Annotated in this window: 24 protein-coding genes; 6 read left to right on the forward strand and 18 right to left on the reverse strand. The window is 55.3% G+C overall.

Annotated features, from left to right (window positions below; genetic code table 11):
* Positions 1-7: 7 nt before the first annotated feature.
* Positions 8-826 carry an alpha/beta fold hydrolase gene (locus H1Y61_RS26040; protein WP_180575697.1) on the reverse strand — a complete coding sequence of 273 codons (819 nt, stop codon included), beginning with the start codon at positions 824-826 and terminating at the stop codon, positions 8-10.
* Between the two features lie 256 nt (positions 827-1082).
* Between H1Y61_RS26040 and H1Y61_RS26045 the strand changes: the two genes are divergently transcribed.
* A complete protein-coding gene (locus H1Y61_RS26045; RefSeq protein WP_180575698.1) occupies positions 1083-1820 on the forward strand; it encodes a GGDEF domain-containing protein in 738 nt (245 codons plus the stop codon).
* Positions 1821-1827: 7 nt separating this feature from the next.
* Here H1Y61_RS26045 and H1Y61_RS26050 read toward each other — a convergent pair whose 3' ends face one another.
* Complete coding sequence (locus tag H1Y61_RS26050) at positions 1828-2568, reverse strand: hypothetical protein (RefSeq protein WP_180575699.1); 741 nt, start codon at positions 2566-2568, stop codon at positions 1828-1830.
* 80 nt (positions 2569-2648) lie between these two features.
* Positions 2649-3824 carry a site-specific integrase gene (locus tag H1Y61_RS26055; RefSeq protein WP_180575700.1) on the reverse strand — a complete coding sequence of 392 codons (1176 nt, stop codon included), beginning with the start codon at positions 3822-3824 and terminating at the stop codon, positions 2649-2651.
* Positions 3825-3901: 77 nt separating this feature from the next.
* Here H1Y61_RS26055 and H1Y61_RS26060 point away from each other — a divergent pair, with 77 nt between their 5' ends.
* The 3 genes from H1Y61_RS26060 to H1Y61_RS26070 all read left to right on the forward strand — a co-directional run bounded on the left by H1Y61_RS26060 (position 3902) and on the right by H1Y61_RS26070 (position 5926).
* A complete protein-coding gene (locus H1Y61_RS26060; protein WP_180575701.1) occupies positions 3902-4180 on the forward strand; it encodes a type II toxin-antitoxin system Phd/YefM family antitoxin in 279 nt (92 codons plus the stop codon).
* Positions 4167-4598 carry a plasmid maintenance toxin (PemK-like) gene (locus tag H1Y61_RS26065; RefSeq protein WP_180575702.1) on the forward strand — a complete coding sequence of 144 codons (432 nt, stop codon included), beginning with the start codon at positions 4167-4169 and terminating at the stop codon, positions 4596-4598. Before H1Y61_RS26060 ends, H1Y61_RS26065 begins: the two co-directional genes overlap by 14 nt.
* 197 nt (positions 4599-4795) lie before the next feature.
* Complete coding sequence (locus tag H1Y61_RS26070; RefSeq protein WP_180575703.1) at positions 4796-5926, forward strand: RHE_PE00001 family protein; 1131 nt, start codon at positions 4796-4798, stop codon at positions 5924-5926.
* A 30-nt stretch (positions 5927-5956) separates the two neighbouring features.
* Here H1Y61_RS26070 and H1Y61_RS26075 read toward each other — a convergent pair whose 3' ends face one another.
* The 10 genes from H1Y61_RS26075 to H1Y61_RS26120 form a co-directional block, all read right to left on the reverse strand.
* The gene (locus H1Y61_RS26075; protein WP_173994538.1) at positions 5957-7957 is read right to left on the reverse strand and encodes a DUF3732 domain-containing protein; all 2001 of its coding nucleotides are present in this window, start codon (positions 7955-7957) and stop codon (positions 5957-5959) included.
* Positions 7958-8449 (reverse strand): three component ABC system middle component, encoded by a 492-nt coding sequence (locus tag H1Y61_RS26080; RefSeq protein ID WP_173994537.1) that lies wholly within the window; start codon positions 8447-8449, stop codon positions 7958-7960. It lies immediately after the preceding gene.
* The gene (locus H1Y61_RS26085; protein ID WP_173994536.1) at positions 8449-9510 is read right to left on the reverse strand and encodes an ABC-three component system protein; all 1062 of its coding nucleotides are present in this window, start codon (positions 9508-9510) and stop codon (positions 8449-8451) included. Before H1Y61_RS26085 ends, H1Y61_RS26080 begins: the two co-directional genes overlap by 1 nt.
* A gap of 298 nt (positions 9511-9808) precedes the next feature.
* A complete protein-coding gene (locus tag H1Y61_RS26090) occupies positions 9809-10879 on the reverse strand; it encodes a serine/threonine-protein kinase (RefSeq protein WP_173994535.1) in 1071 nt (356 codons plus the stop codon).
* Positions 10876-11874, reverse strand: a complete 999-nt coding sequence (locus H1Y61_RS26095) for a serine/threonine protein kinase (RefSeq protein ID WP_173994534.1) — start codon at positions 11872-11874, stop codon at positions 10876-10878. Before H1Y61_RS26095 ends, H1Y61_RS26090 begins: the two co-directional genes overlap by 4 nt.
* A 34-nt stretch (positions 11875-11908) precedes the next feature.
* Positions 11909-12982: a PP2C family protein-serine/threonine phosphatase gene (locus tag H1Y61_RS26100; protein WP_180575704.1), complete on the reverse strand. Its 1074-nt coding sequence runs from the start codon at positions 12980-12982 to the stop codon at positions 11909-11911.
* 389 nt (positions 12983-13371) lie between these two features.
* Entirely contained in the window at positions 13372-13845 is a 474-nt protein-coding gene (locus H1Y61_RS26105) for a helix-turn-helix transcriptional regulator (RefSeq protein WP_173994532.1), read from the reverse strand.
* A gap of 221 nt (positions 13846-14066) precedes the next feature.
* The gene (locus tag H1Y61_RS26110; protein WP_180575705.1) at positions 14067-14462 is read right to left on the reverse strand and encodes a hypothetical protein; all 396 of its coding nucleotides are present in this window, start codon (positions 14460-14462) and stop codon (positions 14067-14069) included.
* Positions 14459-14938, reverse strand: coding sequence for a hypothetical protein (locus tag H1Y61_RS26115; RefSeq protein WP_173994526.1), 480 nt, complete (start codon positions 14936-14938; stop codon positions 14459-14461). Before H1Y61_RS26115 ends, H1Y61_RS26110 begins: the two co-directional genes overlap by 4 nt.
* A 4-nt stretch (positions 14939-14942) precedes the next feature.
* Positions 14943-15632 (reverse strand): ParA family protein, encoded by a 690-nt coding sequence (locus H1Y61_RS26120; RefSeq protein ID WP_407026706.1) that lies wholly within the window; start codon positions 15630-15632, stop codon positions 14943-14945.
* 710 nt (positions 15633-16342) lie between these two features.
* Between H1Y61_RS26120 and H1Y61_RS26125 the strand changes: the two genes are divergently transcribed.
* Entirely contained in the window at positions 16343-16744 is a 402-nt protein-coding gene (locus H1Y61_RS26125; RefSeq protein WP_045232556.1) for a plasmid mobilization protein, read from the forward strand.
* Between the two features lie 2 nt (positions 16745-16746).
* A complete protein-coding gene (locus H1Y61_RS26130) occupies positions 16747-19278 on the forward strand; it encodes a conjugal transfer protein TraA (protein ID WP_180575706.1) in 2532 nt (843 codons plus the stop codon).
* 272 nt (positions 19279-19550) lie between these two features.
* On the opposite strand, the gene H1Y61_RS26135 is transcribed toward H1Y61_RS26130, so the two are convergent.
* The 5 genes from H1Y61_RS26135 to H1Y61_RS26155 are packed head-to-tail and all read right to left on the reverse strand — an operon-like array spanning position 19551 to position 25368.
* Positions 19551-21653 carry a type IV secretory system conjugative DNA transfer family protein gene (locus H1Y61_RS26135; RefSeq protein ID WP_174010467.1) on the reverse strand — a complete coding sequence of 701 codons (2103 nt, stop codon included), beginning with the start codon at positions 21651-21653 and terminating at the stop codon, positions 19551-19553.
* A complete protein-coding gene (virB11, locus tag H1Y61_RS26140; RefSeq protein WP_174010464.1) occupies positions 21650-22672 on the reverse strand; it encodes a P-type DNA transfer ATPase VirB11 in 1023 nt (340 codons plus the stop codon). Before virB11 ends, H1Y61_RS26135 begins: the two co-directional genes overlap by 4 nt.
* The gene (virB10, locus tag H1Y61_RS26145; protein ID WP_180575707.1) at positions 22653-23870 is read right to left on the reverse strand and encodes a type IV secretion system protein VirB10; all 1218 of its coding nucleotides are present in this window, start codon (positions 23868-23870) and stop codon (positions 22653-22655) included. The genes virB11 and virB10 overlap by 20 nt, the downstream gene beginning before the upstream one ends.
* On the reverse strand, positions 23870-24679 hold the full coding sequence (locus H1Y61_RS26150; protein ID WP_174010461.1) for a TrbG/VirB9 family P-type conjugative transfer protein: 810 nt from the start codon (positions 24677-24679) through the stop codon (positions 23870-23872). The genes virB10 and H1Y61_RS26150 overlap by 1 nt, the downstream gene beginning before the upstream one ends.
* Positions 24676-25368, reverse strand: coding sequence for a VirB8 family type IV secretion system protein (locus H1Y61_RS26155; protein ID WP_132665713.1), 693 nt, complete (start codon positions 25366-25368; stop codon positions 24676-24678). Before H1Y61_RS26155 ends, H1Y61_RS26150 begins: the two co-directional genes overlap by 4 nt.
* Between the last annotated feature and the right edge of the window lie 4 nt (positions 25369-25372).

Here is a 25372-nt window from a genome sequence, read left to right on the forward strand (position 1 = left end):
TTCCGTCTCACGCAACACTGGTGAGGAAGTTATCCAGCAGGACGTTAAACTCCTTGTGCCTTTGCCAGTGGAGACCGTGTCCGGCATTTTCGACACGAACCGCTCCACGGTTCCAGAGGTTCGCGAAAGTCAGGCTGTCAATGTAATCGAGATTGATCACGGGGTCGTCGGCGCCGTTGACGATTGCCAGCGGAACAGGCGAAGTTTCGACAATGGTGCGCTGATCGGAATGTTTTCCGGAAAGGGCTGCATCGATCATCAACTCGCGGGAGCGTCCGTCTGTTCGTCTGACAGCGATTTTCCAGAACGTGTCATGGACGGCGTCCGATCCATGCGCGAGTTCAATGACCATGTCGATTTCCGCTTCACTCAGAGTCTGTTTTCCCGTGTAGGCGAATTCCGGATTGGGAAGAAAGCCGAGCGCTGCCCCTTCAGGGCCCGGAGGGATTGGCGGTGTGCCGAAGATCATCGTGCCCGCGGCATTTTCCGGCAGGAGCCTCATAAGTTCCAGGGCGACGTGGCCGCCGAGAGAGTGGCCGAGTATGGCGAAACGATCGAGGCCGAGTGCTTCAATCACTTCGCAGATTGCACCGGCGTATCCGTTGAAGTTGTACGTGCGCAGCGGATCGATAGCGTCGGAAGACAGACCATGGCCCGGTAGGTCGACGGCGATGACCCGGCGTTTTCCGGCCAGCGCCTCGATCTGGAAATGGAATGTTTCCTTGCAGACCGAATTGGCGTGGATCATGAGGGGGGGGATTTCACTGCCGGCTGTGTCGAAGACTGCGATCTGTCCATGGGATGTCTCGATCGTTTGTTCACTCATCATCAATGCTCCGTGTTCAACTTCAAATTCTCGTCCTGACCGAGTTGCCGAAGGACCTAAACGATCTCTGTGACCACAATCTGAAGCTCGTGTTATGTGACACCCGCAAGCCACCATCCGGCAGGGTCCCGACCGCCTGAATGTTAGAGGCCAATTTTCCAGATATTGGGCACATAAGTCGACTTTTACTGAAGTGTTTCAGCCCTCCTTAGATTCATGAGGTTCATAGAATTCCATATTTCTCACGGTGATATTTATGCGTCGTATTGTAGAAAAATCGATTGTCACCGGATTGCTATCGGTGTTGGCCTCGCTGGCGATCTCGTTCAGCATTGTGCCGTTGTTGGGCGGTCAAGTGGCGGGCGCGGGCCTGCTCATGACCATATTTTGTCCGCTGGCCATATCGATCCCAGCGTCGGCGCTGCATTTTAAACAGTCGGAAAAAGTGCGACGGGCAGAGGCAGCGACGAAAGAAGCTCTGAACAAATTGGCCGATGCCTATGAAGCGCTCCGTCTTCAGTCTCGCAGCGACGGCCTGACTGGCATTCTCACTCGAAGCGCATTCATGGAAGATCTGGCTTTGACGAGTCAACGAGGTGGGACGGGAGCCCTGCTATTCCTGGACCTGGACTACTTCAAGTCGATCAACGACCGGTATGGTCATGCGACCGGTGATGAAGCTCTTCGCTGCGCCGGACTTGTCCTCGCGAGCTTCTTGAGCCATTCAGATTTCGCAGGACGTCTTGGCGGTGAGGAATTTGGACTGTTTCAGAGCGAACTGGCGTTCGAACAAATGCGCGGTCGTTGCGAGGAGGTTCGGGAGGAAATCGCCCGTATCGTCTTGAAAACACCGTCTGGCACCCAGGTGCGGATCTCCACGAGCATAGGTGGATGTTATTGCCGGCAGGGCTTTGATCCATCGGACTGCCTGAAGGCAGCGGACCAAAATCTCTATCAGGCTAAAGCTCTGGGTCGAAACAGGGTCATTGCATAAACACCGCTTACGGTTTTTCCAGAATCCACTGTCGGTGTTCTGACATCGAAATAGAATTCACTCTCACGACAGCGTCGGCTGAAAGTGTTTCTGGGCCTCGCCCGGCTGCCAACAGAATGGTTGGGGAGAGGGGGAACATCCATGTTTGCTGATAACGATCAGGCATAACAAACTCTCCTTCAGCCGCGTGTAACACCCCCCATGTCATTCCACTGCCTCTGCTGCAAACCCAATTGATCTCCCGCTGCATCCGGGGCCACGCGAACATTCGACCTGGTATGGATCCATCCGGATCAGAGACAACGTAGTTGGCCTTTTCCAACTGGTCGCGGTCATCGGAAGACCATCCGCTGATATTAGCGTGTTGTGGAAGACCTTTCATCCCGGTCATCGCCTGGAGACCGGACCCGGTGGCATTTGCTTCGACCAGACGAGATCGGACTGTCCACAACGCAAACATGGCAGTGACCTGATCGCTCTGTCGCTGATCAATGATAGTAAGCTTCGCATTGCAGACGGCATCCGCTATCTCTTGAAAATTGTCTTCAATAGGCTTGTGGCCATTTTCGCTACGCTCCTCCCACAGGCGGGAAGCACAGAAAACGGCGTTCTCTGGCTTTGCAGGAAAGGTCGCGCCGTCCCTTCGCGTAACACGAACAAGGCCGTCGTCGTTGCAGAACCGGGCAATACTCTTGCGGGGAATAATATGCTGTCTCTTTGTCAATTGGTGAGGGTTCGTTGTTCCCATCGTGACCTGTTCCTCGGCATGTGCGGGTGGGGGATCGGCCTTGGCGGGCGCTCATGCCGGCGCCACGCGCAGTTCCTCTGTCACAGAACCAACCGCGCAGCGCGCCCCAGTTTACGTTCTGTATTGTTGTAGTATCCCGACGCCTGCGTGACCGACTTGTGCAAGGATTGCTGCATCGCCTCGGGCAGGGGAATGCCGCGGTTGGCAGCCTCTGTCAGGTAGCCAGAGCGGAGACCGTGGGCCGAAAACTGCGCCGGGTCCAGTCCGGCCTGCTTGATGCGCGTTTTCAGGATGAGGTTTACAGACTGCGGCGTCATCGCACGCCGATCGAGATTGCCCCACTGGTCGATCCGGCGAAACACCGGCCCCGCTTCGATCTTCGCCTCTGTCAGCCAATGCTTGAGTGCCGTCACAGGCCTGCCGATAAGGACCACATGCTCGTCGTCATCCGCTGAAGTGGTCTTGGTGCGACCGAGATGGATCGTTAGGCAGGGGAGGAGAGGGGAGTTCTCATCAGCCGGATTTGCCCGAACCGGTTCCTCGTCGACCAGATCCTCGACGCGCAGTCCTGCCACTTCGGAACGGCGTCTGCCGCCGGATGCGAAAGCCATCAGCAGCAGCGCCCGATCGCGCAGATCGACCAGCCGATCGCCCGCGCAAACGGCGAGCAGTTTGGCAAGGATATCACCGGTGACTGCCTTCTTGCTCTTTCTCTGCCGCGGTCGATTACTGGCGCGAACCGCCAACCGAAGCGCGCTTTTCAGCGACGGCGCCGAAAACGATCCGATCTGTCCACGCCAGCGCGTCAGGATCGACCAGCTCGTCAACCGGCGGCGAACGGTCGCCGGCGCATGCGGGCCGGTGCTTCTCAGCAAGCCCTTGAGGCGTAGAGCGATCGCTACGTCCTCAGGCATGCCATGATCGGTGTTGGTTCCCCGCTCGACTGGGTCCCAAAGATGGTGGGCGACGAATTTCAGAAGCAGACTTTCAGGGGCAGGCCAGGGGAGGGGAGTGCCGGTCGCCAGAGAGCTCCACGCTTCTAGATAGGCGAGATCGGACGCCAGCGCCCGCATGGTGTTGTCGCCCATGCCTTCGCTGGCCAGGTGCTTGAGCGTCGCGACGTCGTCGTCGGTGAGAAGCTCGGCGAGCTGGTCTCTGCGCTCAAACGGCAGGATTGCATAGAGGGCATCCAGTTCTTCTGCACGCTTCAGAACTGTCTGCTCTGCCGCAGGCACGATCTGCGAATTTTGCTTCATCTCACATGTCCTGTCGATATCGCGAGTTTGCAAATGTTCCGGAAATCCCGTATATTCCGGAACAAAGGAGTTTTATCATGACATCCACGGTTACCGCTGCGGCGGTTTCGAAAAATTTCGGGGCTTATCAGGATGCGGCCGTTCGCGAGCCGGTGATCATCACCAAGAATGGTAGGCCCCGCACGGTTCTGATCGCTTATGAGGACTATGTGCGGCTGGCGAAGCGTGATCGTCGGGTAGAACTCTCGTCGGACGTCAGTGACGATGACCTCGCCGCTATTGAAGCATCGCAGATGGAGCCTGGTCTGGATCATCTCAATGCCGAACTGTTGACGGACAAGCATGCTGCCGACTGAACCCAAGGTTGGCTGGCTGTTTCGATATTCGTATCTCTGGCATTGGCAACATCTCGAAGGCCGTGAGGAAGGCGACAAGGACCGTCCCGTGCTGGTTCTGGCGATTGTTGCCACACTTGAAGACGGAACGCCGGCAGTGCGGGTTCTGCCTGTCACGCATTCGCCGCCGTCCGATCCGCAAGACGCTGTTGAAATTCCGGCGGCCACCAAACGTCGCCTGGGCCTTGATGACGAACGCTCCTGGATTGTTCTGACCGAAAGCAACCGCTTCGTCTGGCCCGGTCCCGACGTCAGGCCGATGGACGGTGAAACCGGCTATTACGGTGCGCTGCCACCAGCCCTGTTTGAAGAGATCAAGCGCCGTTTTGTCGAGCAGGCGCGGGCGCAACGTCATCGCGCGACGGCCCGAAGCGAATAGCTGCCCTGTAGTGGTGTCATTTTCTATCCTCGTCTGGTGGCTGCGACCGTGATTTGCCCGGACTTTACAGCGTTCGGGAGTCGAAATCCATCACTATCGATACATGAATACTATCGTTAATGATATAGCCAACCGGCGATCATACCATGTGAGGAACCGTAATATTTAGATAGAGTTCTTGTAGGAAATCATTTACCATGATTTCAATGGCTTACGATATCATGAAAATCAGCATGAGTGCATTGATGCGGCCGGCTTTCGACGCCGGCATCGCACTCGCGCGCTTGGACGAGCGGATCGCGCATTCGCCGGTCGGGCCGGGCTTCCTCGAACGCAGCCAGTTCACCGATGCCTGCGCCTCGCTGTGGATCAACGGCGAACTCGTCCATCTCGAAGACCTTGTCCTCCACGACGCCACGAAGGATATTCGCACACCCACTCATGAGTTGACAATCGCCCGCGACGTTCTTCGTACCCGCCGGCGTATTGCCGCCCATCTTCCCGGCTGGGCGTTATCGGGAGAGGGCATCCGAACTTTGCGACAGACGTCGGACATCAATCCGGTCGGCGCTGAGGCGGTGGAGCCGGCCAGCGTCGTTCGCTCAGCAGTCGCCATCGGTCCGGAAGAGGAGGGTGACGATGGTGATGACGCGGAGAATTTACCCGGCGTCGACTATGCCGCCATCGATGCGCTGCTCGCGCGCTCTGACGCAGCGATCGAACGAGCCAAAAAGCCCGGCCGGGCTCCGGCCGATCCGCTGGTCTATGATCTCGATTGGGACGAGGACGCGCGGCTGGACGAATGGCGCGCTGTGTTGCACCAGGCGGAAAGTCTGCCGGCGGTGGTGCAGGCGATCGTCGCCCTCGACGCCTGGAACGAATTGTCGGTGCTGCAGCACGCGCCCTGGCTCAGCCGCCTGCTGGCCGCATCGATATTGCGGCAGGCCGGTATCACCACCGGCGCGCATCTCGCCGCCATCAATCTCGGCCTGAAAACCATTCCTGTTGATCGGCGCCGGCATCGTGATCGGGAGACCCGGTTGCTCGCCATTTCTCAGGGCCTGATCGCGGCCGCCGAGCTCGGTCTGAAAGAGCATGACCGGCTGATGCTGGCGAAGACAATGATGGACCGAAAGCTGGACGGGCGCCGCACGTCTTCAAAACTGCCGGAACTGGTCGAGCTGGTGATGGCGAAACCGCTCGTGTCGGCCGGGATGGTGGCGAAGACGCTCGACGTCACGCCGCAGGCGGCGCGGCGGATTGTTTTGGAGCTCGGCCTGAGGGAGATGACAGGGAGGGGAAGGTTTCGCGCGTGGGGTATTATTTGAGTAACTAACCAATATCCTTTAGGGCGTTTGTCAAGCCAACCACGATACTGGAATCAGGAAATCCTCCTCCCCGCGCCAGTTGCCGGCCTCGAATATGTTGTCATGTTGTCCCCAGGCCTTTTTGTCGGCATGGTCAAGGACGATAATTTGAAGCCTGCCTTTGAAGCTCTTTTGGGCGCGGGAAAGGGCACTGAAGATGCTTTTGGTGCTTTCCAAGTCGTCAAGATGACGACGCGGGCGGCGCTGTGAGGTCGCATTGTTGCTGGCCTGCCCTTCGATAAACTCCTCAAACGTATCACTGGGGAAGTAGACTTGGCTGGGCTGGTCGATAATTAGGAATGTAGGCACGGGATTGTCTCCCTTACGCCTCAGGAATATCCCGTGAAGGGCCAGAAGCGCAGCTAAATGATAGGCCATCCAATTCTCGCCGCTCCCGATCTCCCAAAGAAAGTCGGGGCGACTTGCGCCATCGCGCATAAACTTCACGTTCAGTTCTTTTTCATCAAGCAGCGGGGTACCTGTCGCGCCGGTGACAGCCAAAGCACCGACAAATTTCGAGATGTAGTCCGAGATTGCTTTGCGAACGGCGGCTTCCCGGTCTCTTCGCGTTTTATCATCCGACTGCTTCTTCAGGCGCGTCAACTCGTCCTCGAGACCCGCGATTTTTTTTACGAGCCCATCCTCGCCTTCGACATCGCCCAAAATCTTGAGCGCTTGCTCAGTGTTGCCGAGGAATCGGTAAACGCCTTCAAGGGTCTGAGTGTGACCTTGCTCAGATTCAACGGTCGCTTCAAATTCCTGGCGCGTCCTTCGAAGCTGCAGCATTGCCCTCTCGTCTGCCAGCAAGCCGCGCTGAATACCAATGATTTCGCTATCAACCATAGGTGACGTTGCTTCAGCTCCAGCGGTTAGCTCCGTAAGTTCGCGGATTGGTCCAACCAGTTCCTTCAGGTGAGTATGCGCTTCGGTCGTGGCAGAACCACACAAAACGCACGCACTGGCTTCGACATGCTCGAGAAACCAACCGGATCCCTTGACCCTAGCCTGCTGATCTTCAAGGACAGCTGCGTAGTCAGAGACTGATCGCCTCAAACTCTTGAGACGCCGTAGGCGACGACGCTGCGATGAAATAGTGGATTCAAATTCTTTCTCTTGGCTTCGAATAGCTTCGAGGCGTTCAACTGACGCAGACACGCGGCCAGCCGCAGGGACCACCGTGCCCGCGTTGTCCACCACTTGCCGTAGTAGCTCAACAATCTCCCTCAGATCAGAAGGCGGGTCTCCTGGCGGCAAAAGGTTTAACTCTTGCGCTCGGTAGAAAGCCCCCGTCGCATTCGCGCGCCAGTTCTCGATTCCTGTTCGTCGAGTGCGTAGATCGGCCTCCTGCTTCCGTATTTCCTCTCGGAGCATTTGTATTCGATGAGACCGCTCAATGTCAGCGTTCGAAACAATGCCTAGTGCCAAGGGTAGGACGTTTCGAAGCTTCTCCCGGTGCTCGCTGGAGTCCGCCTTGAAGAAGAGAGTGTACGGATTTGCCACGATGTGTTGCGGTAAGAAATTGAACGCCGCCATGTCGCGAAACGACGCGCGCTCGTTGAACCCTCGCGTTTGCTCGGGATCTAGGCGCAAGTCCGATAGACCGGAGAGAGCGTCCATCATTCCACGGATACGATCTGCATTTGTCGTCGCCACCGGCGAGATCGGCAAAGGGGCCTCAGTCTCGGGACCTTCTTGGAGCCAATACGAATTGTCTACCTGGCGACCATCCGGTTTTTTACGCGCAAGCCTCATAGAACCGGCGCTCGTTTCCAAGAGTAGACCATACCAAGAGGCATGGTCTCTAATTTCGCCTACGGGTATTGTACAATGTTTGGCACCGAGGACGTAGTCGATGATCGAAATGACCGACGACTTCCCGGTTGAGCTCCACCCGCTGATGACGCTGATCTTGTCGATATCAAAGTCCACAACACGGGGCTTATGATTTTGATCAACAGGCCAAATGACTATCTGCTTGATAAAAAGCTTCATCTAGAACTCCACCCTAAGATGGCGTTGGACTGCCAAAGACGATTCTGAAGCAAACCACGCGCCTAGACGTTTAGAGGCGGCCAGCATTTCGGTCACTGGGCTCTCTGGTCTCCGCAATTCTCGGGGAAGTTCGTTCCCGATAGCCCTAAATGATGGCATCCCGTCACTGGCGACGCGAGACAAAAGCTTGGCGCTGGCAGCGACTTGAAGCGTCAGCAACGTGGATTTGGAATAGTCTTCCATTCGAGACTGCAGACCAGCAATTATGTCTGGTCGGTCAGAGATGGCTTTCAGGATCCCGCTCTCAAAGTTCATGCGATAGGCTTTTTCGACAGTTGGCTTATGGAAAAGCATTGCTGCTACGATAAAAAACAAAGGGAGAGTGGGGTAGTCGTCGTCGCGGCTCTCCGCGAATGTCCTGGCAAACTGCCAGAACAGGCACGCGCCAAGTACTGGGTTACGCAATATGAGTTCTTCATGGTTTGCACGCATCAAGCTTCTCCGATTGCGCGGTAGGTTGGATGCCACCATACTTCGTCATCGTCGGCCAGGCGGTGGTAATGGCCCGATGTCATGTAGATTTCACTGCAGCTTTGGCCTCCTAGCGGCTCGCAATGGAAATAGGTCGCTTCCGACATGATCCTTTGACCTACCTCCACAGGCCTAAGATCGCGATGCACTCGCCTCGTATTCTTCACTATATTGCGCCATCGCGTGATCAGCCGATCTCCGCGATCTTGCCACTCTCGGTCCGCTACATCCCCATCTGCGCTAAGTCGATGCTTCTCAATATTGAACTGTACGAAATGTTCGACTGCCTGCAAAAGATCATCGTCATCCGCTTCGATACGTCGAAGGTGCTCAGCGAATGGGCGAGCTAGTGCTCGATTTCGCTCGTTGACTGCGATCAACACATCACGTGCTGCACGAGGTAAGAACCTCTGTCGGGCAAGTGACGCCTCGATTTCGCGGCATTGTCGAATGCATGCCAGTCGCGAGATTAATCCGGGCTGACCCATGTCCCATGCTTCTTTGAGCACACGCGTCATCCACCCCAAAAGAAAGTCGAGTATTTGTTGCTGATCCAGCCCTGGGTGGAGCGCGAAGCCATTTATCATCTCTTGGCGGGCACTTGCGAGAGTAAAACCATCAATGAGCTCAATGCGGCTTGCGAGCATTGTCAGAACGCTGTCATCAGCAGACACAACATCCTGCATGGTTTTGACGATTTTGGCTTTCGACTTCGTCTTACTGATCGTCCTGAGTGCCTCGACTATATGGGCCGGTGTCGCCGTGGTGTCTGCATTCCGCTTCCACATTGAGGCTACACCGTCTTCGATCCTTACGTTTGTTACGAGTAGGTATCGATCACAAAAAAGTCCGGTATCACGATACTGCTGCATCCAAATTTGAAGGGTTCGCCAGAGCGCCGTGCTCCGATCCCCTAGCAAATCGGTTCGATTCTTAACACTGTTCTTATCCTGCTCTTGAACAACTGGTAGGCCATTTTTGAGCTGTGCAACGTCGTCGAAACGCTCGACCGCAATTGTCACGTCATGATCTGCTTGGCTCAGGTGGAACAAGGCCCGTTCAAGCTGCAGGAGATAGCCCGACGCTTGCGGTGCTGCGGTATGATCTGTTCTCGGAGCTAGACCCACCTTTTCCCCACATCGTCTCGGATCGACTAAGTATGATGAAAGCAACTTTGTTATTCAAATACTTATGTCTTGGTTTCCGGCACCAAACCCCAATTTTCACAACAAAAGCGGCGTTGGTTTCCTCGTCTCTTGTTTTTTGGCCGATCACAGAGATGTAACCATTGCCGTGTCGGTGAATCGGCAATGTATGTAGTCAGTCTATTACAACAATCGGGTGGCCACGATACCGTGGGGAGCCAGGAAACTTCGAATAACAAACTCTGCTGTTGGTTCGCACCGAGGGACGCCTTTCTCCATAAACGCTCTCCATACTAAAAAAGACCGGGGCACCCCCTTCGTCGATAAAGCCACTGTATCCATTCTGGATAAGATTGTTTATTTCCCCCTCGCTTCGATGGACATTGATGTAGCAGACGCCTGAAATCTGTTGGACGAGATCGTCTGCGGTAGGGCGGTCGTCGGGTGCGTACGAGAGGCACGCTTCGACGATGGACTGCAGTTCCGAGGCAAGCGGCTGGTATTGAGCGTTACTTGTCATAAACGCTGGCCATGGGGCACGATTGCGTGTCTGCACATTGACGGCCGCCTGTAAATAGACGCCAAACGGGTAGATGCCCGTCATAATTTTGAACATCATCGCTCCAAGCGACCAGATGTCCGCTTCAGGTCCGGGATGATCGCCGGGAGCGCGAAACATCATCTCAGGCGCCATGAACGGCAGAGCCCCCCTAATTGTGCCAGATGTTGATCGGGTGAGATCACCATCTTTGGCAGCGTCAGCAAAGACCTCTGCGGTAAGCGTGGCGATCCCGAAGTCAGTGATCTTTAAGTGGTGAAGGTTAACCCCGGGCTCTGCAATTACATTACTCGGCTTAAGATCTCGATGCACCACGCCCGCGTGATGCGATGCTGCTACACCCTTCGACAAATGATGAAAGACTCTTGCAGAAAGGTGTGGGTCTACTGCGCCGAAACGAGCTAACTTACTATCCAGTGTTTCTCCTGGAACATATTCCTCAATAAGATACAGCCTCTCATCTTCTTCGATATAGTCGAGCGTTTTTGCGACATTGTGGTGGTTCACTTTGGCGGCAATAATGGCGCTTTGGGAAAAGCGCTTGTTTTGCTGCCCGGGCTGCGGCGTCTTGAGCGCAACATCGACGCCTAACAACTGGTCCTCGGCAAGGTATACATCCTGCATCCCGCCACTGCCGATCGTCCCTTTAATGCGGTATCGATTCGATATTACCTGATCTACTCTCATGACATGACCTCTGGATGCGACACATCGAATGTAACAAATCTCCGGTTCGAACCAACCCCGAAGGTTATCACGCAGCATCCCGGCATAGAGGAGCCGGAATTCGCAACTCCGTTGTTGATGAAAACGTTACCGCTCACAGAAACAATCACGAAATCGTAGCCGTTGTATTCGATTGCTATAGCACCGACCGTGCCTGCGTTGAGTGATATCTTCCGCCGCTTATTGTCCAGCTGGTGTATCTTTCCGTCCATGACGACGAGCGCGCGGTGTGCGTTTGCAAGCAATCTGCGTTCAATTATCCTTTGAACTGCGACCATTGTCGGGCGTTTCGCCGAGACATGATCGAGACAAGCAACGAGCGTCGCCATTATCTCATTCGGGACCGTCGGGAATGCGCCCATCAGGGCAGGAACAGACACTGGCCTTGGTGGTATTCCGGCCAGCTCAGCCGGAACACGTTGGTTTAAGAGGGCCAGCGCCGTCACGCCGAAAGCATAGACATCAATCGAATTGTTGAAGCTTACTGTGTCGCTGCCCCAGAGTTCTGGTGCCATAAACACGGGGGTTCCAACTACTCCACGTGTTCGAGCATCGTCGCGAGATCGGGCAAGTCCAAAATCAATGATCTTGACCACGCCTTCGCTGTCTAGGCGGATGTTGTTCGGCTTGATGTCTCGATGAATCACCCCCGCATCATGAATATCCTTCAGTCCGCAAGCAATTTGCCATATGACGCCAAGGTAGTTGCGATCCGGGGCAAATGCGCCGATAGCAAGATTAGCGCCAGCTATATATTCCAACACAATTGCTTTTTGTGGCCGTTGAGGGGTTCCGACATCCACGATATCGTGAAGCTGAACCACGTGCTTAGAGCGGACTTTGGCTAAGGCCTTCTGTTCATCGAGCAAGCGCCTCTCATCTATACCCAGCTGAAGTCGCTTTACGACCACCTGCCGCTTTAGGTGGAGGTCTGTGCATTCAAGAATTTCGCCCATTCCTCCAGCGTCAGAATTACCAGTGGGCTGATATCTATTCGCGATTATCACCGGTGTCCTCTCCCGAATTCCCCTCAATTTTTATCTCGAGCTGAATGTCCTCTTTCGCAATGCTCTCTTTCTTCTTGCCCTTGTTATTGTTTTTACCCTTGTTGCCTGCGGGCCGGCTACCGCGTGAGGGTGCGTGTGGGCTTCCCGCGGTCTTATCCACATCCTCAATGCGGTCGCGGGTTGGCAGGGTCGCCTGAGAGGAGAGTCTTGGCGCGGCAGGACTCGCCGACTCCAGACTAAAACAGAGGCTGCCATTTGGATCCCACACTTGCAGTAGGTCTTGCGGAACTGCGGGGCTTGCCGAAGCTAACATTGAGAGGTCAACGAAGGCGCTAGAGGCATTGTCAGGCCCGCCGCACCAGCGCGCTAGTGCGGAAAGCCGCTCTGCGGCGCTTCTAACAGTGGGCGAGTTAGCCAACACCGTTTGCAGCGTTAGCGTTTCAACAAAATGTATGCCGTCGCTCGTAATCGCGAGATTTTTTGATCCACTAGGAATCTCACTTATGAACGGCTGCATTTCGGGCCCCATCCCAATGAATTGGAGAAGTTCCCGCCCGTGTCCACCAACTGCTTCTGCTAAGGAGTCATCTTTCGTGAGCCGTTCGACGCGCGTGTTGGGGCCGAAGCTGTAAACTCTGCTGTCGCCTACATGAGCGACGAATGCAGCGCCACCGCCACCCAAAACTACAGCAGACAGCGTCGCACCACCCTTGCCGCCCGCGAATTTGAATACCGATTCATTGGCGGCGGATACTGCTTGATGAATTTTTTGCTGGATAGGGCCGTGATGCGTCGCAAGGGTGACAAGGAAATTGGTCATGGCGAGCGTGGCGCATTTGGCACCTTCGCGCATGCCACCCATACCATCGACCACGGCTGCTACGAGGAGCCGATTGCCATTGGTCCCTTCCATTGATAGGGCAGCCACCCGGTCTTGGTTTTCACTACGCTGTAGCCCGACATCTGTGGTCAGCACGACGGCAGGCAAGTCGAAAGCCTGACTGATGGCGCGATCAGGCACGTTTCGAGACAGCCATGTTTCTAACTTCTGCCGCAAATCCACCTCCTGATTTTGCTCGCCCCCCAAACTCGGCCCAACCGCTTAGTCACGCTCGTTCCGAATGTTTCACAACTACCTGTCCGTTGCTGCTCAACGCGCAACGTTAAAGCGTTGGTCGCTGTGGACAAGGCCAATCTAGCAATTTTATCAAGTTATTAACGTTTGTAGCTCGTCCACGGAACGAGGAAGGTATCGGAAAGTAGGTTCGGGTGGAACTGCGCAGAGATGACGTTGGGCATTCTTTCTCAATGATGCAGCCATTTCAGCAGGCTTACACCCACTGTCGGCGCGTTTATTGCTTTTTTTGCTCAGTGACGGGTCTGTTAGATGTTATTTACGACTTCACTCACCAGTGCATTGCCCCCAAACTAATTTGAAAAGGAGCTTCACTTCTCCGACCGGTCCTCCGGAGTCATCCGTGCGACAATGCCGATCAAGTTTCTCACAGCCTCGTGTGGTAGACCACGGGTAAGGTGCGACAGCTCGAGGTGATCTTTTGCCTCTTCCGGCGTTCGCCCATAAAGATGAGGGGCGACTGCAAAGAGCATATCGATCGGCTGAAAGCCCAGGAGCTCGCACAGGTGGATCATCCGTGTGACTGTCATCCTTGAAAACGCGCGTTCGTAGCGACCGTATACGGCTGTCGAGAGACCGACGATTGAGGCGAAGTCCGCCCTGGTCAGCTTTTCGTCTTCGCGAGCCTTGCGCAGGAACGCGGCAAGTCTCTCGTCCATTTCCTTGAAACTCACAATGCCTTCGAAGCCTGGGCGGCGGTAAAGCGGCCGGTCTACTTCGTCGTCAGTGGTCTCAACGAGGCCCTTCGAACTCTTGTATTTGATTAGGTCTCGCGTTTCCGACATCACCCTCAGCCTCAATCCGCTTTTCGAGCGGTATTATGTACCAAGCTGAACCAACATGGCACCAGTCTGTTCCTATGAATCACCAAACGGTGTTTCTACCAATTTGGGGGTAAGGTGTACAATCGGCGGCAAGTTGCAAACTTAGCCAAATTGGCAAACTTAGCTTTGATATGATTACCGCTTCGACAAGCGGAATATAGCGTGTTTTCAAGAAAATCCAGCTATTTGGTTCTGAGAGAAACTAGAGCTAAATCCTCATCTTTCCGCTCGAAGACCCCTTCCAAGTGGGTATCTTCTTTGATCCAACCGAGTTTCGCAGTCATCTCACATGCGATGGCGTTTCGAGCTAAACGAATGCAGCGATCAACGTGAACTGACGATTGGGGGCCGTAGTTTTCTATATCCCATTTGGATAGCATAAACAGTTGCACCTTGGCCGCTTGGTCAGTCGGCCAGTCGCCCTTATCGGTTACATCTGTCCCATTCACTGTTCGCGCCAAAATGGAATGTTTAAGGCCGGGTAGGTCTATACCGACCATTGCCGCTTGTGGCGCGAGCACAACTCCGAGCACTCCGCCCAAGGCAACACCAATCAGGAATTTTGGATCGAGGATCAATACCCGTTGTCCCGTAAGTATTGGTCTATGGCCGTTTTGATGATGACCGTCATTTTTATTTCATTCTCAACAGCGGCGCGGGCAAGGCGCTGCTTTGTGTCGAAGTCCAAGGGGCAGTTCACGAAGTGCTTGCTTTCCCTCGCCTTTGTCTGCTTCAGGTCCTGCAGGCGGACACGCGATGCCTCCTGACGGAGTGCCCGCGTCGTGGTGCGCTCCCGGCGGACCTCCTCATCGGGCGAAATTAAATTTCCGGCGCGTTGTTCCGGCGGCGGCTTCGTCTCTGCTCGATCAGGGGCAGCGTTGGTTTCTCGGCCTACCGGGACGGTGTTAATGGGAACGTCTTTTAACGGAGGCTCGGGTGGGACCGGCGCGTTCTGTGGGGCTTGTAGGGGCATAACCTGAGCGGCTGGTAACTCCTGACGCGGCTTGCGAGGAGCCACCGCGAAATCTGTAACGCTTGTATCGCGTTTCACCATTGCATTAACTCCTTGCGTTGGTCTGCAGGAAGCCTTCGACTTCCTGCTTAAGGGCAAGAACCTCTGCCCTGGCCTTTTTTACGGGTCCCGTCAGCTCGAGCATCTGGAGGGTGCCATAGCCAGTTCGTATCTCTCGATAGGGATTGCGTTCGACAAGTTCAGTTTCGAGCAGATGCGAATTGTAGCCGCCCGAGCGAAGGTTGGCGACGAACGGGCGGATCAATCGATATTCCTCGAGGGCGCGGTTCGGCATGCTTATCCGCGTCCGGTAAATGAGGTGGGGAATGTCTCGGCCTACCCGATCACTCATTTCCGCCACGTCGTTTGCGGCTTGCCCTGCGGCAAGAATCTCGTCCTGCGATGGCTGGACCGGCGTAACCACAACATGGGAGCCCGCGATGATCGTATCCCTCGTGACGGTGTCTTGACCGGGGGAGTCCATGATCACCACATCATATTTTTCGGCGTCCCGGTTGAGTATATGCCGAATACCAGCGTCCTGGGCTGCCGTAACAAGAGTTATGCCGTCTGGCTGGTAGTCCTTATCAATCGACCGCTGGAACCACGTCGAGAGATTCTGCCTACCGTCTGCATCAATGAGGAGGACAGTCTTGCCTTCCAGAGCAAATTCTCCGGCCAGCAGGATGACAGCAGTCGTTTTTCCTGCGCCGCCTTTGCCGCTCACTGCGGACATACAAATCGCCATAGCTATCCCTTTGTCTTCCCGAAGAGAATGGTGGCCTTGAGCCTCGAAGAAGTCGGAGCACCCCTTCTGTCTCGCGTTCTTTTGAATGAGCCCAGGCAACACGCACGGTTGTTGTGATCTAAACAACGGCAGTGAAACACGGTGCTTTCTTACAACGGATAAGTGAACCACGAACCTATTATGGAAAAATAGGGTGCTGACGTGCAGTTCGTCAACACACTTGTTGAGATTTGAACCACGCTACATCCACATGACATGCGATAGCGCAGTGCCTTTGACGCACGACTTACTCATGTTGCGAGAGGTATGGAAAAGGCCAACTGGGCAACCACACGACCTATCGTGTGGTTTTCTCGTGTGACCTGTTGGATTGGTGAACCCCGGAGCCGCGTGAAGGCCGACTTTGGCAGCCGTACTCAGCCGCAAGGGCGTAGAGCGAAGCGTCCCTTGCGGCTGAGTACGGCTGCCATACCAAGGGCTTCTTAGCGGTTTTGGCGGTGAACCCTGGTGAGCGTTTCAATGCTTTGAAGCCGATGCGTAAGCGTCGGAATCAGTGGGCGAGGAGATGGATTAAGGAGGTTGGTTTTGTTCGTAGTTTAAGGGTGGCAGGATACGAAAAAATGTTTTACATTTTGGTTGCTGCTATCGAGGGACTGGCCCTCGATGCCTTCGCGTTGCTCTGGAAAGGCCTTCGGCTGATGAGTGAAAACAGTTTGGTGACGTCTGCGACTAAGGCCCGTAAAGACCGGCTTGTAAACGTGCGCTTGACGGATGCCGAACATGGAAAAATCGAGGAGGCAGCCAAAGCAGCTGATATGAGCGTGTCGGCATTTTTCCGTTCGCTTCTGCTTGAGGGCGCAGGCGTTCGGCCGATATTGACGCGTGATGACCGGCTTATCATGGCGGCTTTGCTGGAAGATATGCGCAAAATCGGCGTGAACTTGAACCAGGTCGCGCGAGCCTTGAACAGCGGTAAGGCCGTTCATCCGAGCGAACTGGATATAAATCTCGCCAACGTTCAGTCCATTCAGGCTGCTGTAATGCTTGAGCTTCGATCGCTTTCAAGGCGTGCTGGCTATCAGCGGCGTGGGGAGGAATAGCATTGGAGTTCTTCTTCGGAGCGTTCACAAGCGAATGGGAGCAGAAGCGCGCGGCGCTTCTGCACGAAATGTCACTTGGGGGAAAGGCTCAGCAATCCGAAGAAAACCTCTTCAAGTACGTTCATCAGATAAAGGAAGTTAGGCGCGGGGGAGGCGGACCCAAGGCTAAGCCTATGCGGATGCCGCGCATGCAGTTTCCCCGGATCTCCATGCCTTCTGGTATCGCGGCGGCTTCCAACCGTCCGATGGAGGCGCGTCTTACCAGCGTTGCGAAGGGTAGTCAGCCAGCTGTTGTGAAAATGGCCTCCTATGGCGGCGGTGCACGCGTTGGATCGATGCTCAACTACGTCTCGCGTAGCGGTGAGTTGAAGGTAGAGAACGAAAACGGTGAGAAACTGGAAGGTCGTGAAGATCTTGCTCGTGTTCGGGGCGACTGGAACCACCTGTTTCAGAACCGGACGGAGAGCCGTGATATTGGAAGCTTCTCGGTGGAGGTCGCGGCCAGTGCTGATGGAGAGGATTTGCACGGGCGGGTGCGAGATATACTGTCGAGCGGTTTTGGCGACCGCCGGTATGCTTATGCCGTCGCAGAGCGCGGGGATGGCTCATTGACGATTGATGGCCTTGTCGTTTTACGCAGCGGGCAGGGTGAGAGGCTTACAGCCGACGCCAAGGCCGCCGGGATCGTACAGCAACGTTTTGACGCTAGCGCCGTCGCAGGTCAGGGCGCTGCAAGGTTTTCCTTCGGCGGCTATGGAAACGGTGTCGAATACGGCACCACGAAGGTTCGGGAGCTGATAGAGGACAGTGCTGAGGTTCGGGACGATCGCGGTCGCTTCATAGCAGACGGTAAGGCGGCCGGGGATCTCGTTCAAAAAGAATGGCGCGAAGAGATTCATAGCCGCAAAAGCCGTGATTTGATGCATGTCATCATGTCGGCCCGTGCCGGAACCGATGCGGGAGCCTTTGAAGGCGCTGTTCGAGATTTCCTCGCCGACCAGTTTGCTGGACATCGGTACGTCTTTGCGATGCACGACCCAGAAACCGACACCAAGGAAGCAGGGGAGGGGGGCAAGCGTCCGCATGTCCATGCTCATGCTATCGTCACGATGCGATCAGAAGCCGGGGACCGCATCGAGACAACGCCGGCAACCTTCCGCCAATGGCGTGAAGTGATGGCCGAGAAGGCGCGCGATCACGGCATCAATATGGAAATGACAGATCGACGGGAGTTTGCCTCAGCGCCTGCGTATACGCGTAACCAGGTCAGGGCCGTAAACCGCGACGGTAGGACCGAGCACGTTGGAACAAGTGAGCCCGCTCAGGCTCGTTACGATGCCAAGCGATCAGGGCGACGCACCGTCGCGTCAAGTGATCGCAGCCGGCAGTACACGGTCAAGGCCCAAGAGACGTGGCAAAAGATAGCTGCTGTTTCCGGTGATAGGCGGACTGTAGCATTTGCAGCTGAACATCGTGATGTCATTGAGACCGGGCTCAGGGAGCTCGAATCTGCAAACAACTCAACAGTCGTTCACTCGGATTTCGGCGGCGATTTCCGTACAAATATGATATCATTGCAGAAGATGCTTTTGGAGGTAGAGGACATGCGCGAGCAGACACGCCAGGAGTTTGAATCATACGAAAAGACTGTCGAAACGGCTCTGTTCAGACTTGAGCGAAGCGCTGGAGCTGATGACAGGGCCGGTTTCGATGAGGTTGCAACTACGGCCCGTGAAATCGTGGATCTCCGCCGTGAAATGCTCGAGCTCACCGAGCGCGTTGGTGACAGACAGATTGGCATCGACGCCGATCGGGAACCGCCTGCTGACGCCACGGATCAGCGTGGGGGAGCAGAGGAACGAGGTGAAGCCATCGCCACGGACGCTGTCCGCGATGACGCCCAACGCCTCGCCAACGAGGCCAACGAGGCTGACGAGGTCAGCAAGAAGTGGGATGAGGCTGTCGCCAAGCATGGCGAAGCCGTTGTTGAGGCTGGCAATGACGCGATGATCGATGTCGAGCATTTCAGAGAAGGTATCGCGCTGGTACAGTCGGGCGAGTTTTCTGAAGAAGACCTCGAAATGTACGAGACTGGGCTTAGGTCAGCGCTTCGGCGTGCCGCCGAGCTCGCCGCCGACGGAAACGCCTACCTTCGCGATGTCGCTGTCGAGGATCCCGAGCTTCGCAGCGAAGTCGAGAAAATCGACCGCGAAGACCGTCGGACAGACGAAAGCACGACCAACAAAACCGCATCCACGTCGGATGTTTCTGACGATCGTCAGCGCGACCTTCAGCTTGATGCGGAAGAGGAGCGGGGCCAATTGCCAAACGAGCGCGAGACGCACGAGCTGGCCGACACAATCGAGGCTACAAACAGGCAACAAGATCGTGTAAAACAGGAGCGTGAGGCTGGACAGAAAGCAGGAGAAACTACGCGAACTGACCCTGCGCAGCAGCACGTGCCTCGTCTTGAAGAACTTGAGCGGGAGCAAAACGAACAGAGGGACCGCGATCGAGACGATCGTGAGCGGTGATAGGCCATGACAAACCGATACGTAATTCAGACTGAGAACAGAAAATCGGACGAAGCCGTAGGAAAAGGCATCGTCGCGATCTTTGGCTTTGTTGCTGCTCTTGCTGCTATCGGCTTTGCGTATCAGACAGTCGTCGGATGGTATGACGCTACCGCGATCTGGCTTGGAGACATTGGCCAGTATCTCGCTAGCTTTTGGCCATTTTAGGCCTTCTACCCGAGTAAGTAGATTCTTACCGGCCCTAGAGCGAAACTCTTAGGGCCGTTTCATATTCAAGCTGTCTCTGGATCTGGAACGGTCGCAGCGAACACGTCCATGATATTCTTTCGTTTCGTCGGATTCTTTCCGACGCTATTTTTCTCGACCTGCTCGCGAAGCCTCTTTGTTGCAAGGGAATGCAGTGCTTCAATCTCGTCTCGCCGTGCGATGTCATCCGACGCTGCGCTACTGCGCTTCCGTGGGGCTTTAGGTCGGGCTGCGGGTGTGGATTTGGCTTTCGAGGTCAATGCTGCTGGATTGACGATACGCTTCGCTGGAATGGCGGCCGGCGCTGTTACTTCAGCGGGCTCTAGCGCCATCGTTGCAGGCATCTGCTTTTCCGGCTCTTTCTGAGCGGGATCGGCTTCCGGTATGTTCGTTTGGACTGCAGCCGAAGGCTCAGCTACCGGCGCTACATTTCCGGCATTCTCATATTCTGCAGTCGTCGCCGGGACCGGCTTCGATGGAAGGTACTCGATATCCGGGACACTCGGGATGTGAGCCTGGGCGTAGGCCTCAGCTGCCTTGAACGGCTGGGTGTTGAAGAACCGAAGCTTTTCGGCAAAGATTGGACGCTGGCCCTCTACCAACAGGATCATTCTGTTTTCCGGCATTTGCCGGACTTCCTGAGACATCATGAGGTCCCGCTCGCGAATTTGCTCGACCTTCGTCCGCCTTGGGAGTCCCATGATCTCGATTGTGCGAGACTCGGAGGAATAGCGAATGGTCCTCTTGCCGAGAGCTCGTGACGCATAGTCGGCCGTCGCTTGATCGTTTGCACCAAGGATCAACTGGTAGCCGCAATTGCCCAAGAGCGAGTGCCGGGAGGTTTCTCCATATATCTCATCGAGGTTTTTCAGGTCCTGGATAATAAATGCGAGTTTGATCTTGTAACCGGCCACGTAAGGCAGCTTCGTCATGATCTCGTCCATGCGTTTCAGCTGGCGAAATTCATCGAGCAGGAAATAGACAGGAAGCGAGTTTGGATCGTGCTCGAGCGTGAGAATATCCATGACCTGTTGGACAAACAGGGTCAGCAAGGGCCTGAGAAGCGTGATGTCAGTGATGTTCGGAGCGAGGTAGATCGCTATAGGCCGCCGCTTCATGGATCGAAGATCCATGTCCGTGAAGTTCGTTGCGGCGACAACACGTTCGTTCTTGAAAGGCCGCATAGCCTTCTGGATATCGAGAAGGGCTGATGCAGCGGCTCGATCAGACAGGGAAAGATATGAGTTGAAGCTCTCGACGGTAAATTTCGAGAGGTAGGGCTCTTTCTCCTTGATGTGCTTCATCAAGGCCTGGAGGTCTACGCCGCTGTTGAAGAACGAGTTGATTTCGCCCAGATTGCGGCGGTCCCGGTAGAAGGGGCTTTCGAGAATGTAGCTTATCGCGCCGGCGAGGACCTGCTGCGCGGTGGCCTGCCATACCGAATTCTCAGACTCCGTGTTCTCCGGAACAAGAATGCTGGCAATGTTCTGAATGTCGGTGGTTCGATTGCCCCGTTCCGGTCGCACAAAATCCAGGGGATTATAGCTGTTCGTGCGCTCGGAGCCCGGTGCAAAAATGAAAACCTGGCTGCCATTCTTCTTCCGATAGCCGGCCGTCGCCTTGAAGACCTCTCCCTTTAGATCGGTAACGATCATCGAGCCTTCATGCATGAGAGCATTCGGAATAACGTAACCGGCACCTTTACCGGACCTTGTCGGCCCGATGATCAGGTGATGGCGATCGTCCTGCGCCCGGAGGACCTTGCTTCCAAAACGACCGAAAATATGCCCCTTCTTGCCGAACCATTTCCCCGTCCGCAAACCCGCGATGTCCTGAAAAGCGGCGTCCCCTAACGGGCTCGTGACAGGTCTAAGGCCGAGATAGGCAGTAATTGCGGCGATCACGAACGCCGGCACCAACGACCCCAGGGCGACCTTCTGCAGGGTAGGATTATCGCTGTAAGCCCAGAACTGTTGGATTGGCGCGAAAGGATTGCTTCGTATCGTGGAATCGAGGATTCTGCCGTCGCCGTAAAACAGGTGGAGGCCAGCGCCATATCCAAGCATCCAGGCCGCAAAGGCAACCGCGAGGCAAAACGCTAGATAGACGGCTTTGAAGCCCTTCGTCATGCTTCATCTCTTGCAAAGAAAATCTCCGAAACGCCGCGCTTGCCTCCTTCGCGGCGGAGCTGGATGACGATCGGGATCACCATTTGAATGTAGGACATTAAGTCCTGCTTCGAGTAGCCCGCCGACATGCCGGATTGCTGCATCATCATGGCAAGTTGCTCATATGCCCCCATAGGGGTGTCCGCATGAACTGTGGACATGCTACCCGGATGACCGGTGTTGATGGCGCGCAGGAAAGAGAAAGCTTCAGCGCCTCTGATCTCGCCCACGAAAAGGCGGTCAGGACGCATGCGCAGTGCCGACTCGAGCAGGTTTTGAATGGTCACATTGGACGTGCCTTGCCCACCTTTGGAAGCAACCAAGTGGACTGCGTTTTTCTGTGGCGGAAAAAGTTCCCGCGTGTCTTCGAGCGTCAAGATGCGCTCGTTCAGCTCAACTGAATTGAGGCAGGCATTTAAGAATGTCGTTTTGCCCGAGGACGTGCCGCCGCTGATAAGGATCGAAACCCGCTTCGTGATTGCAGTATGGATGAAGTCGTAGATCTTTTCTTCGCGCAGATATCGAATGAGCTCGCGATCGACGTCGCTCAATCCCCCCACGGCAACCGACACCTTATCCAGCGATCCGTTGTCCCTGTAATCTTCCAGAGAGAAATTCTGGACGACCTGCTTTCGGATGGTAATGGATCCTCCGTCAGGAGCCGCGGGCGGTAAAACGACCTGAATGCGCTCACCAGTGGGCAGCGCCGCGCTTAGGATTGGATTGGCCTGGTTCAAGAACTGCTTTGTTGAGGCGGCGACGCGTTCTCCGATGTTCTCTATCTCTTGCGCGGTCAGAACATCGATAAGATGATGCTCCATATGGTCCGCGCCAAACCGTTCCACGTACACGTGGCCCGGCTTGTTGATCGCGATTTCGACAACCTTTGGATCATCTAGAAATGGCCTGATGGGCTCCAACGAACGAGTCAGGAAATAGTGGGGATCATGAACCAGTGGATTACCTGCCGGAGCGTTCACGTTTGATCTCCTTCATCGCTTCTGTAACCGGATCGTCGTACATGTCGCTGAAATCGAGGTCTTGGCGCACGAAGATGAAGATGCGTTCGCCCTGTGGGACGCTGATCGTCGGGGGGATGCGAAGATTTTCCGAAAGCACGGTGTTTGCCATGTCGCTAAACGTCTGTGCGATCGTCTCGCGAGCGAGATCCGCCCCACGCTGCGCATCGTCATTGTTGGAACCTGAACTCTGTTCGCTTCCATATCCCGTCAGATAGCTTGCGCCGCCACCAACGATCGAAAGAAGGATGGAAGCGCCGAAACGCTCCCGGAACTTGTTATCAACGTGACCTGTCAATCCTGATCGACCGAGGCTATCCGCTCCGATTGAGTTTAGCCTCACGCTGGCACCATCGTCACGGATCAGGCGTGTCCAGACGACGAAGATACGCTTCTGTCCACGCGTAACCTCCGACTGGTATTCGCCAATTAGGCGCGTGCCTGTAGGGATGATCACGCGCCGGCCGTCGAACGAGTAGACATCCTGAGATGTAATGGCACGGATCTGCCCGGGAAGATCACTCACGATGGCCGTTTCCAGAATGCCTGGAATAAGCGTGCCTTCTGGCACTAAAGCGTCGAGGCGCTTCAGCTGTCTGGCCTTGGCGCTGCGATCTCCTATCGCGCTCGCGGACGAGAGGTATTGGCTATTCTTGTCCTCGCCGGCAACCGTCAACGGCTGACCGCTGGCCGACCCGTCCAGCGAACCATTTCCGTTGCCTCCCAAATTCTGGTCCATAGTGATGAGCTTTGACCTGAAGCGCTCGGGAAACTCCTCCACTTTGGGTACTTCCACGATCGGAGGCGGAGCCGCTGGTGGTGGCGGCACGTTGAACGTTGTCGTGTCGGCTGGCGGCTCGGCTGGCGGCGGAGGCGGCGGAGGTGGCGGTAAGACGACGACCGGCTGTTCCGGGGCAGGTTGCGGCTCACCATCGCGCACGAAGCCAGGCGGCCGGAACGTCGTGGTGCGAAACTCTTCATCTGACTGGGAATTATCTCGCGGCTCATCTTTCGAGGTCGCAAGGACCATGTATGCGGCGATAACGCCAAAAATCACCAGAGCAGCCATTCCGGCCGTCTGGTTCCGTTTTGCGTTCTTGTTGCTGACATCCGTTTCGTCAGCCTGCGCCATAGCTTCAAGTTCGGGGCTGCGCTTCATCAGTTGCCGCTCCTTCTGCGCTTGCTTGCGTCCGGATCAGGTTTTGGAGCCATGATGTCAGGGTCAGGGGCTGCAAAATCGGGCTTGCGTAGATTGAAAATGCAGGTCCATTGGTTGCCGTCTCTCAGCGTGTATTGTGTCGCCGTGCCATCAACGACGATGTATTCGCCCTCTTTTCTGAAATTCCGAAGGGTCTCAGAGAAGTCAGACTGGACCGCAAAAATAGCAGGTACGCGTCCCTTGAACTTAAAGAACGTCTTCTTCCCATCATCGAAGACCATCGACGGCTTCAAAGCGGAGTCACCCGAGAATGAGTAGTCGATATTGACGTTTGCCTTGTCGATATTGCTGATGTTCGGGTTTACCGCCCGAAACTCTGCTTCTTTCCGCAGAGATGCGTTCAAATCCTTCTCGGGATACACAAAACGGATACCGAAAACCTTCCGTTCGTCTGTCGGCGCGTAGTCATTCAGCTCCAAGAAGTAAATCCGCTTGGATGTCACGACATTCATGTTCGTAGAAACACCTTTCGCAATTGGTTTTACGAATAGGATGTTGCCTTTCTCAGACGGTGCGACCTGCCAGCTATCGGTGTCGCCAAGCGAGATCGTCTCGAACTTTTCATCTTCATCAAAAATGATCATCGTTGAGATGCCGTAGGTCGCAGAGACCTTCACCACGTTATTCGGCTGGTAGACAACACTCGTAACGCGTGAATCCAACGTGCCGGGTCTAGGCTGCTGCGCGCCGAAGGCGTGACTCATCGTCACGGCCATGAAGGCCGCAGTGACAAATAGTCTGACTTTCATCCTGCTGCTCCCGGCGTAACCGTTTCCTGATCGCGTCGGTAGTTGTAGACCTGGAAGCCAAGCGGATTTTCAAAACGCCAATCGTTGCGCTCCGGCGTATCCGTGTATCGGAAGCGGACCACAGAGATGTAGTGCCGTGTGATGTTATCGCTCTCAGAGCTTTCGGTGGTCGAGAAGCGGACCAGCGCGGTGCTAGCGTTCGAGAACGTGACCGACTTAACGTCCACGGTGATTTTCTTGTTTCTGCCTAAGCGCCTGCCTGGGTTGTTCGGATTGGCCGCGCTCCATTCGTCTTGGAGCTCCTTAGCGGCGTCTGCCGTTGAAAGGAGGGCGGCAATTCCGAAGTTTTGCTGTATAGCAAACGGGTCATAACCCTCGCGCGAGCGGATGTAACGGACCACATTGGCCTGAGTAACGGCCTGCTGGTCGGTGAGGTTTGCAGAGCGCGTGAGCCCGGTTTTCACCTCAATGTAGCCGGTGTTTTTGTCGACCTCGACGATGTAAGGTTCGAAACTCTTGAGCGGCACCAACATCACCAATGTCCCGAGCGACATAAGTGTGATGGCGCTCATTATCATGGCAACGAACCAAGCAAATGTCCTTGAGCGATTTGCCTTCTTTACGATCTCCTGTTCCCATTTATCGCCATCTTGAAAATAGCTCCTGAGAGCTTCGTTTGAATCTGCCATGGTC

This window comes from Agrobacterium vitis (assembly GCF_013426735.1).
GTDB lineage: Bacteria > Pseudomonadota > Alphaproteobacteria > Rhizobiales > Rhizobiaceae > Allorhizobium > Allorhizobium vitis_D.

Coding starts and splice junctions, on each gene's coding strand:
- H1Y61_RS26075 (WP_173994538.1), bottom strand. CDS start 7,957: ATGAAGCTTTTTATCAAGCAGATAGTCATTTGGCCTGTTGATCAAAAT.
- H1Y61_RS26095 (WP_173994534.1), bottom strand. CDS start 11,874: ATGGGCGAAATTCTTGAATGCACAGACCTCCACCTAAAGCGGCAGGTG.
- virB10 (WP_180575707.1), bottom strand. CDS start 23,870: ATGAAGCGCAGCCCCGAACTTGAAGCTATGGCGCAGGCTGACGAAACG.
- H1Y61_RS26115 (WP_173994526.1), bottom strand. CDS start 14,938: ATGGTGAAACGCGATACAAGCGTTACAGATTTCGCGGTGGCTCCTCGC.
- H1Y61_RS26060 (WP_180575701.1), top strand. CDS start 3,902: ATGACATCCACGGTTACCGCTGCGGCGGTTTCGAAAAATTTCGGGGCT.
- H1Y61_RS26040 (WP_180575697.1), bottom strand. CDS start 826: ATGAGTGAACAAACGATCGAGACATCCCATGGACAGATCGCAGTCTTC.
- H1Y61_RS26125 (WP_045232556.1), top strand. CDS start 16,343: ATGAGTGAAAACAGTTTGGTGACGTCTGCGACTAAGGCCCGTAAAGAC.
- H1Y61_RS26150 (WP_174010461.1), bottom strand. CDS start 24,679: ATGAAAGTCAGACTATTTGTCACTGCGGCCTTCATGGCCGTGACGATG.
- H1Y61_RS26050 (WP_180575699.1), bottom strand. CDS start 2,568: ATGGGAACAACGAACCCTCACCAATTGACAAAGAGACAGCATATTATT.
- H1Y61_RS26105 (WP_173994532.1), bottom strand. CDS start 13,845: ATGTCGGAAACGCGAGACCTAATCAAATACAAGAGTTCGAAGGGCCTC.
- H1Y61_RS26065 (WP_180575702.1), top strand. CDS start 4,167: ATGCTGCCGACTGAACCCAAGGTTGGCTGGCTGTTTCGATATTCGTAT.
- H1Y61_RS26055 (WP_180575700.1), bottom strand. CDS start 3,824: ATGAAGCAAAATTCGCAGATCGTGCCTGCGGCAGAGCAGACAGTTCTG.
- H1Y61_RS26045 (WP_180575698.1), top strand. CDS start 1,083: ATGCGTCGTATTGTAGAAAAATCGATTGTCACCGGATTGCTATCGGTG.
- H1Y61_RS26080 (WP_173994537.1), bottom strand. CDS start 8,449: ATGCGTGCAAACCATGAAGAACTCATATTGCGTAACCCAGTACTTGGC.
- H1Y61_RS26135 (WP_174010467.1), bottom strand. CDS start 21,653: ATGACGAAGGGCTTCAAAGCCGTCTATCTAGCGTTTTGCCTCGCGGTT.
- H1Y61_RS26090 (WP_173994535.1), bottom strand. CDS start 10,879: ATGAGAGTAGATCAGGTAATATCGAATCGATACCGCATTAAAGGGACG.
- H1Y61_RS26070 (WP_180575703.1), top strand. CDS start 4,796: ATGATTTCAATGGCTTACGATATCATGAAAATCAGCATGAGTGCATTG.
- H1Y61_RS26120 (WP_407026706.1), bottom strand. CDS start 15,632: ATGTCCGCAGTGAGCGGCAAAGGCGGCGCAGGAAAAACGACTGCTGTC.
- H1Y61_RS26155 (WP_132665713.1), bottom strand. CDS start 25,368: ATGGCAGATTCAAACGAAGCTCTCAGGAGCTATTTTCAAGATGGCGAT.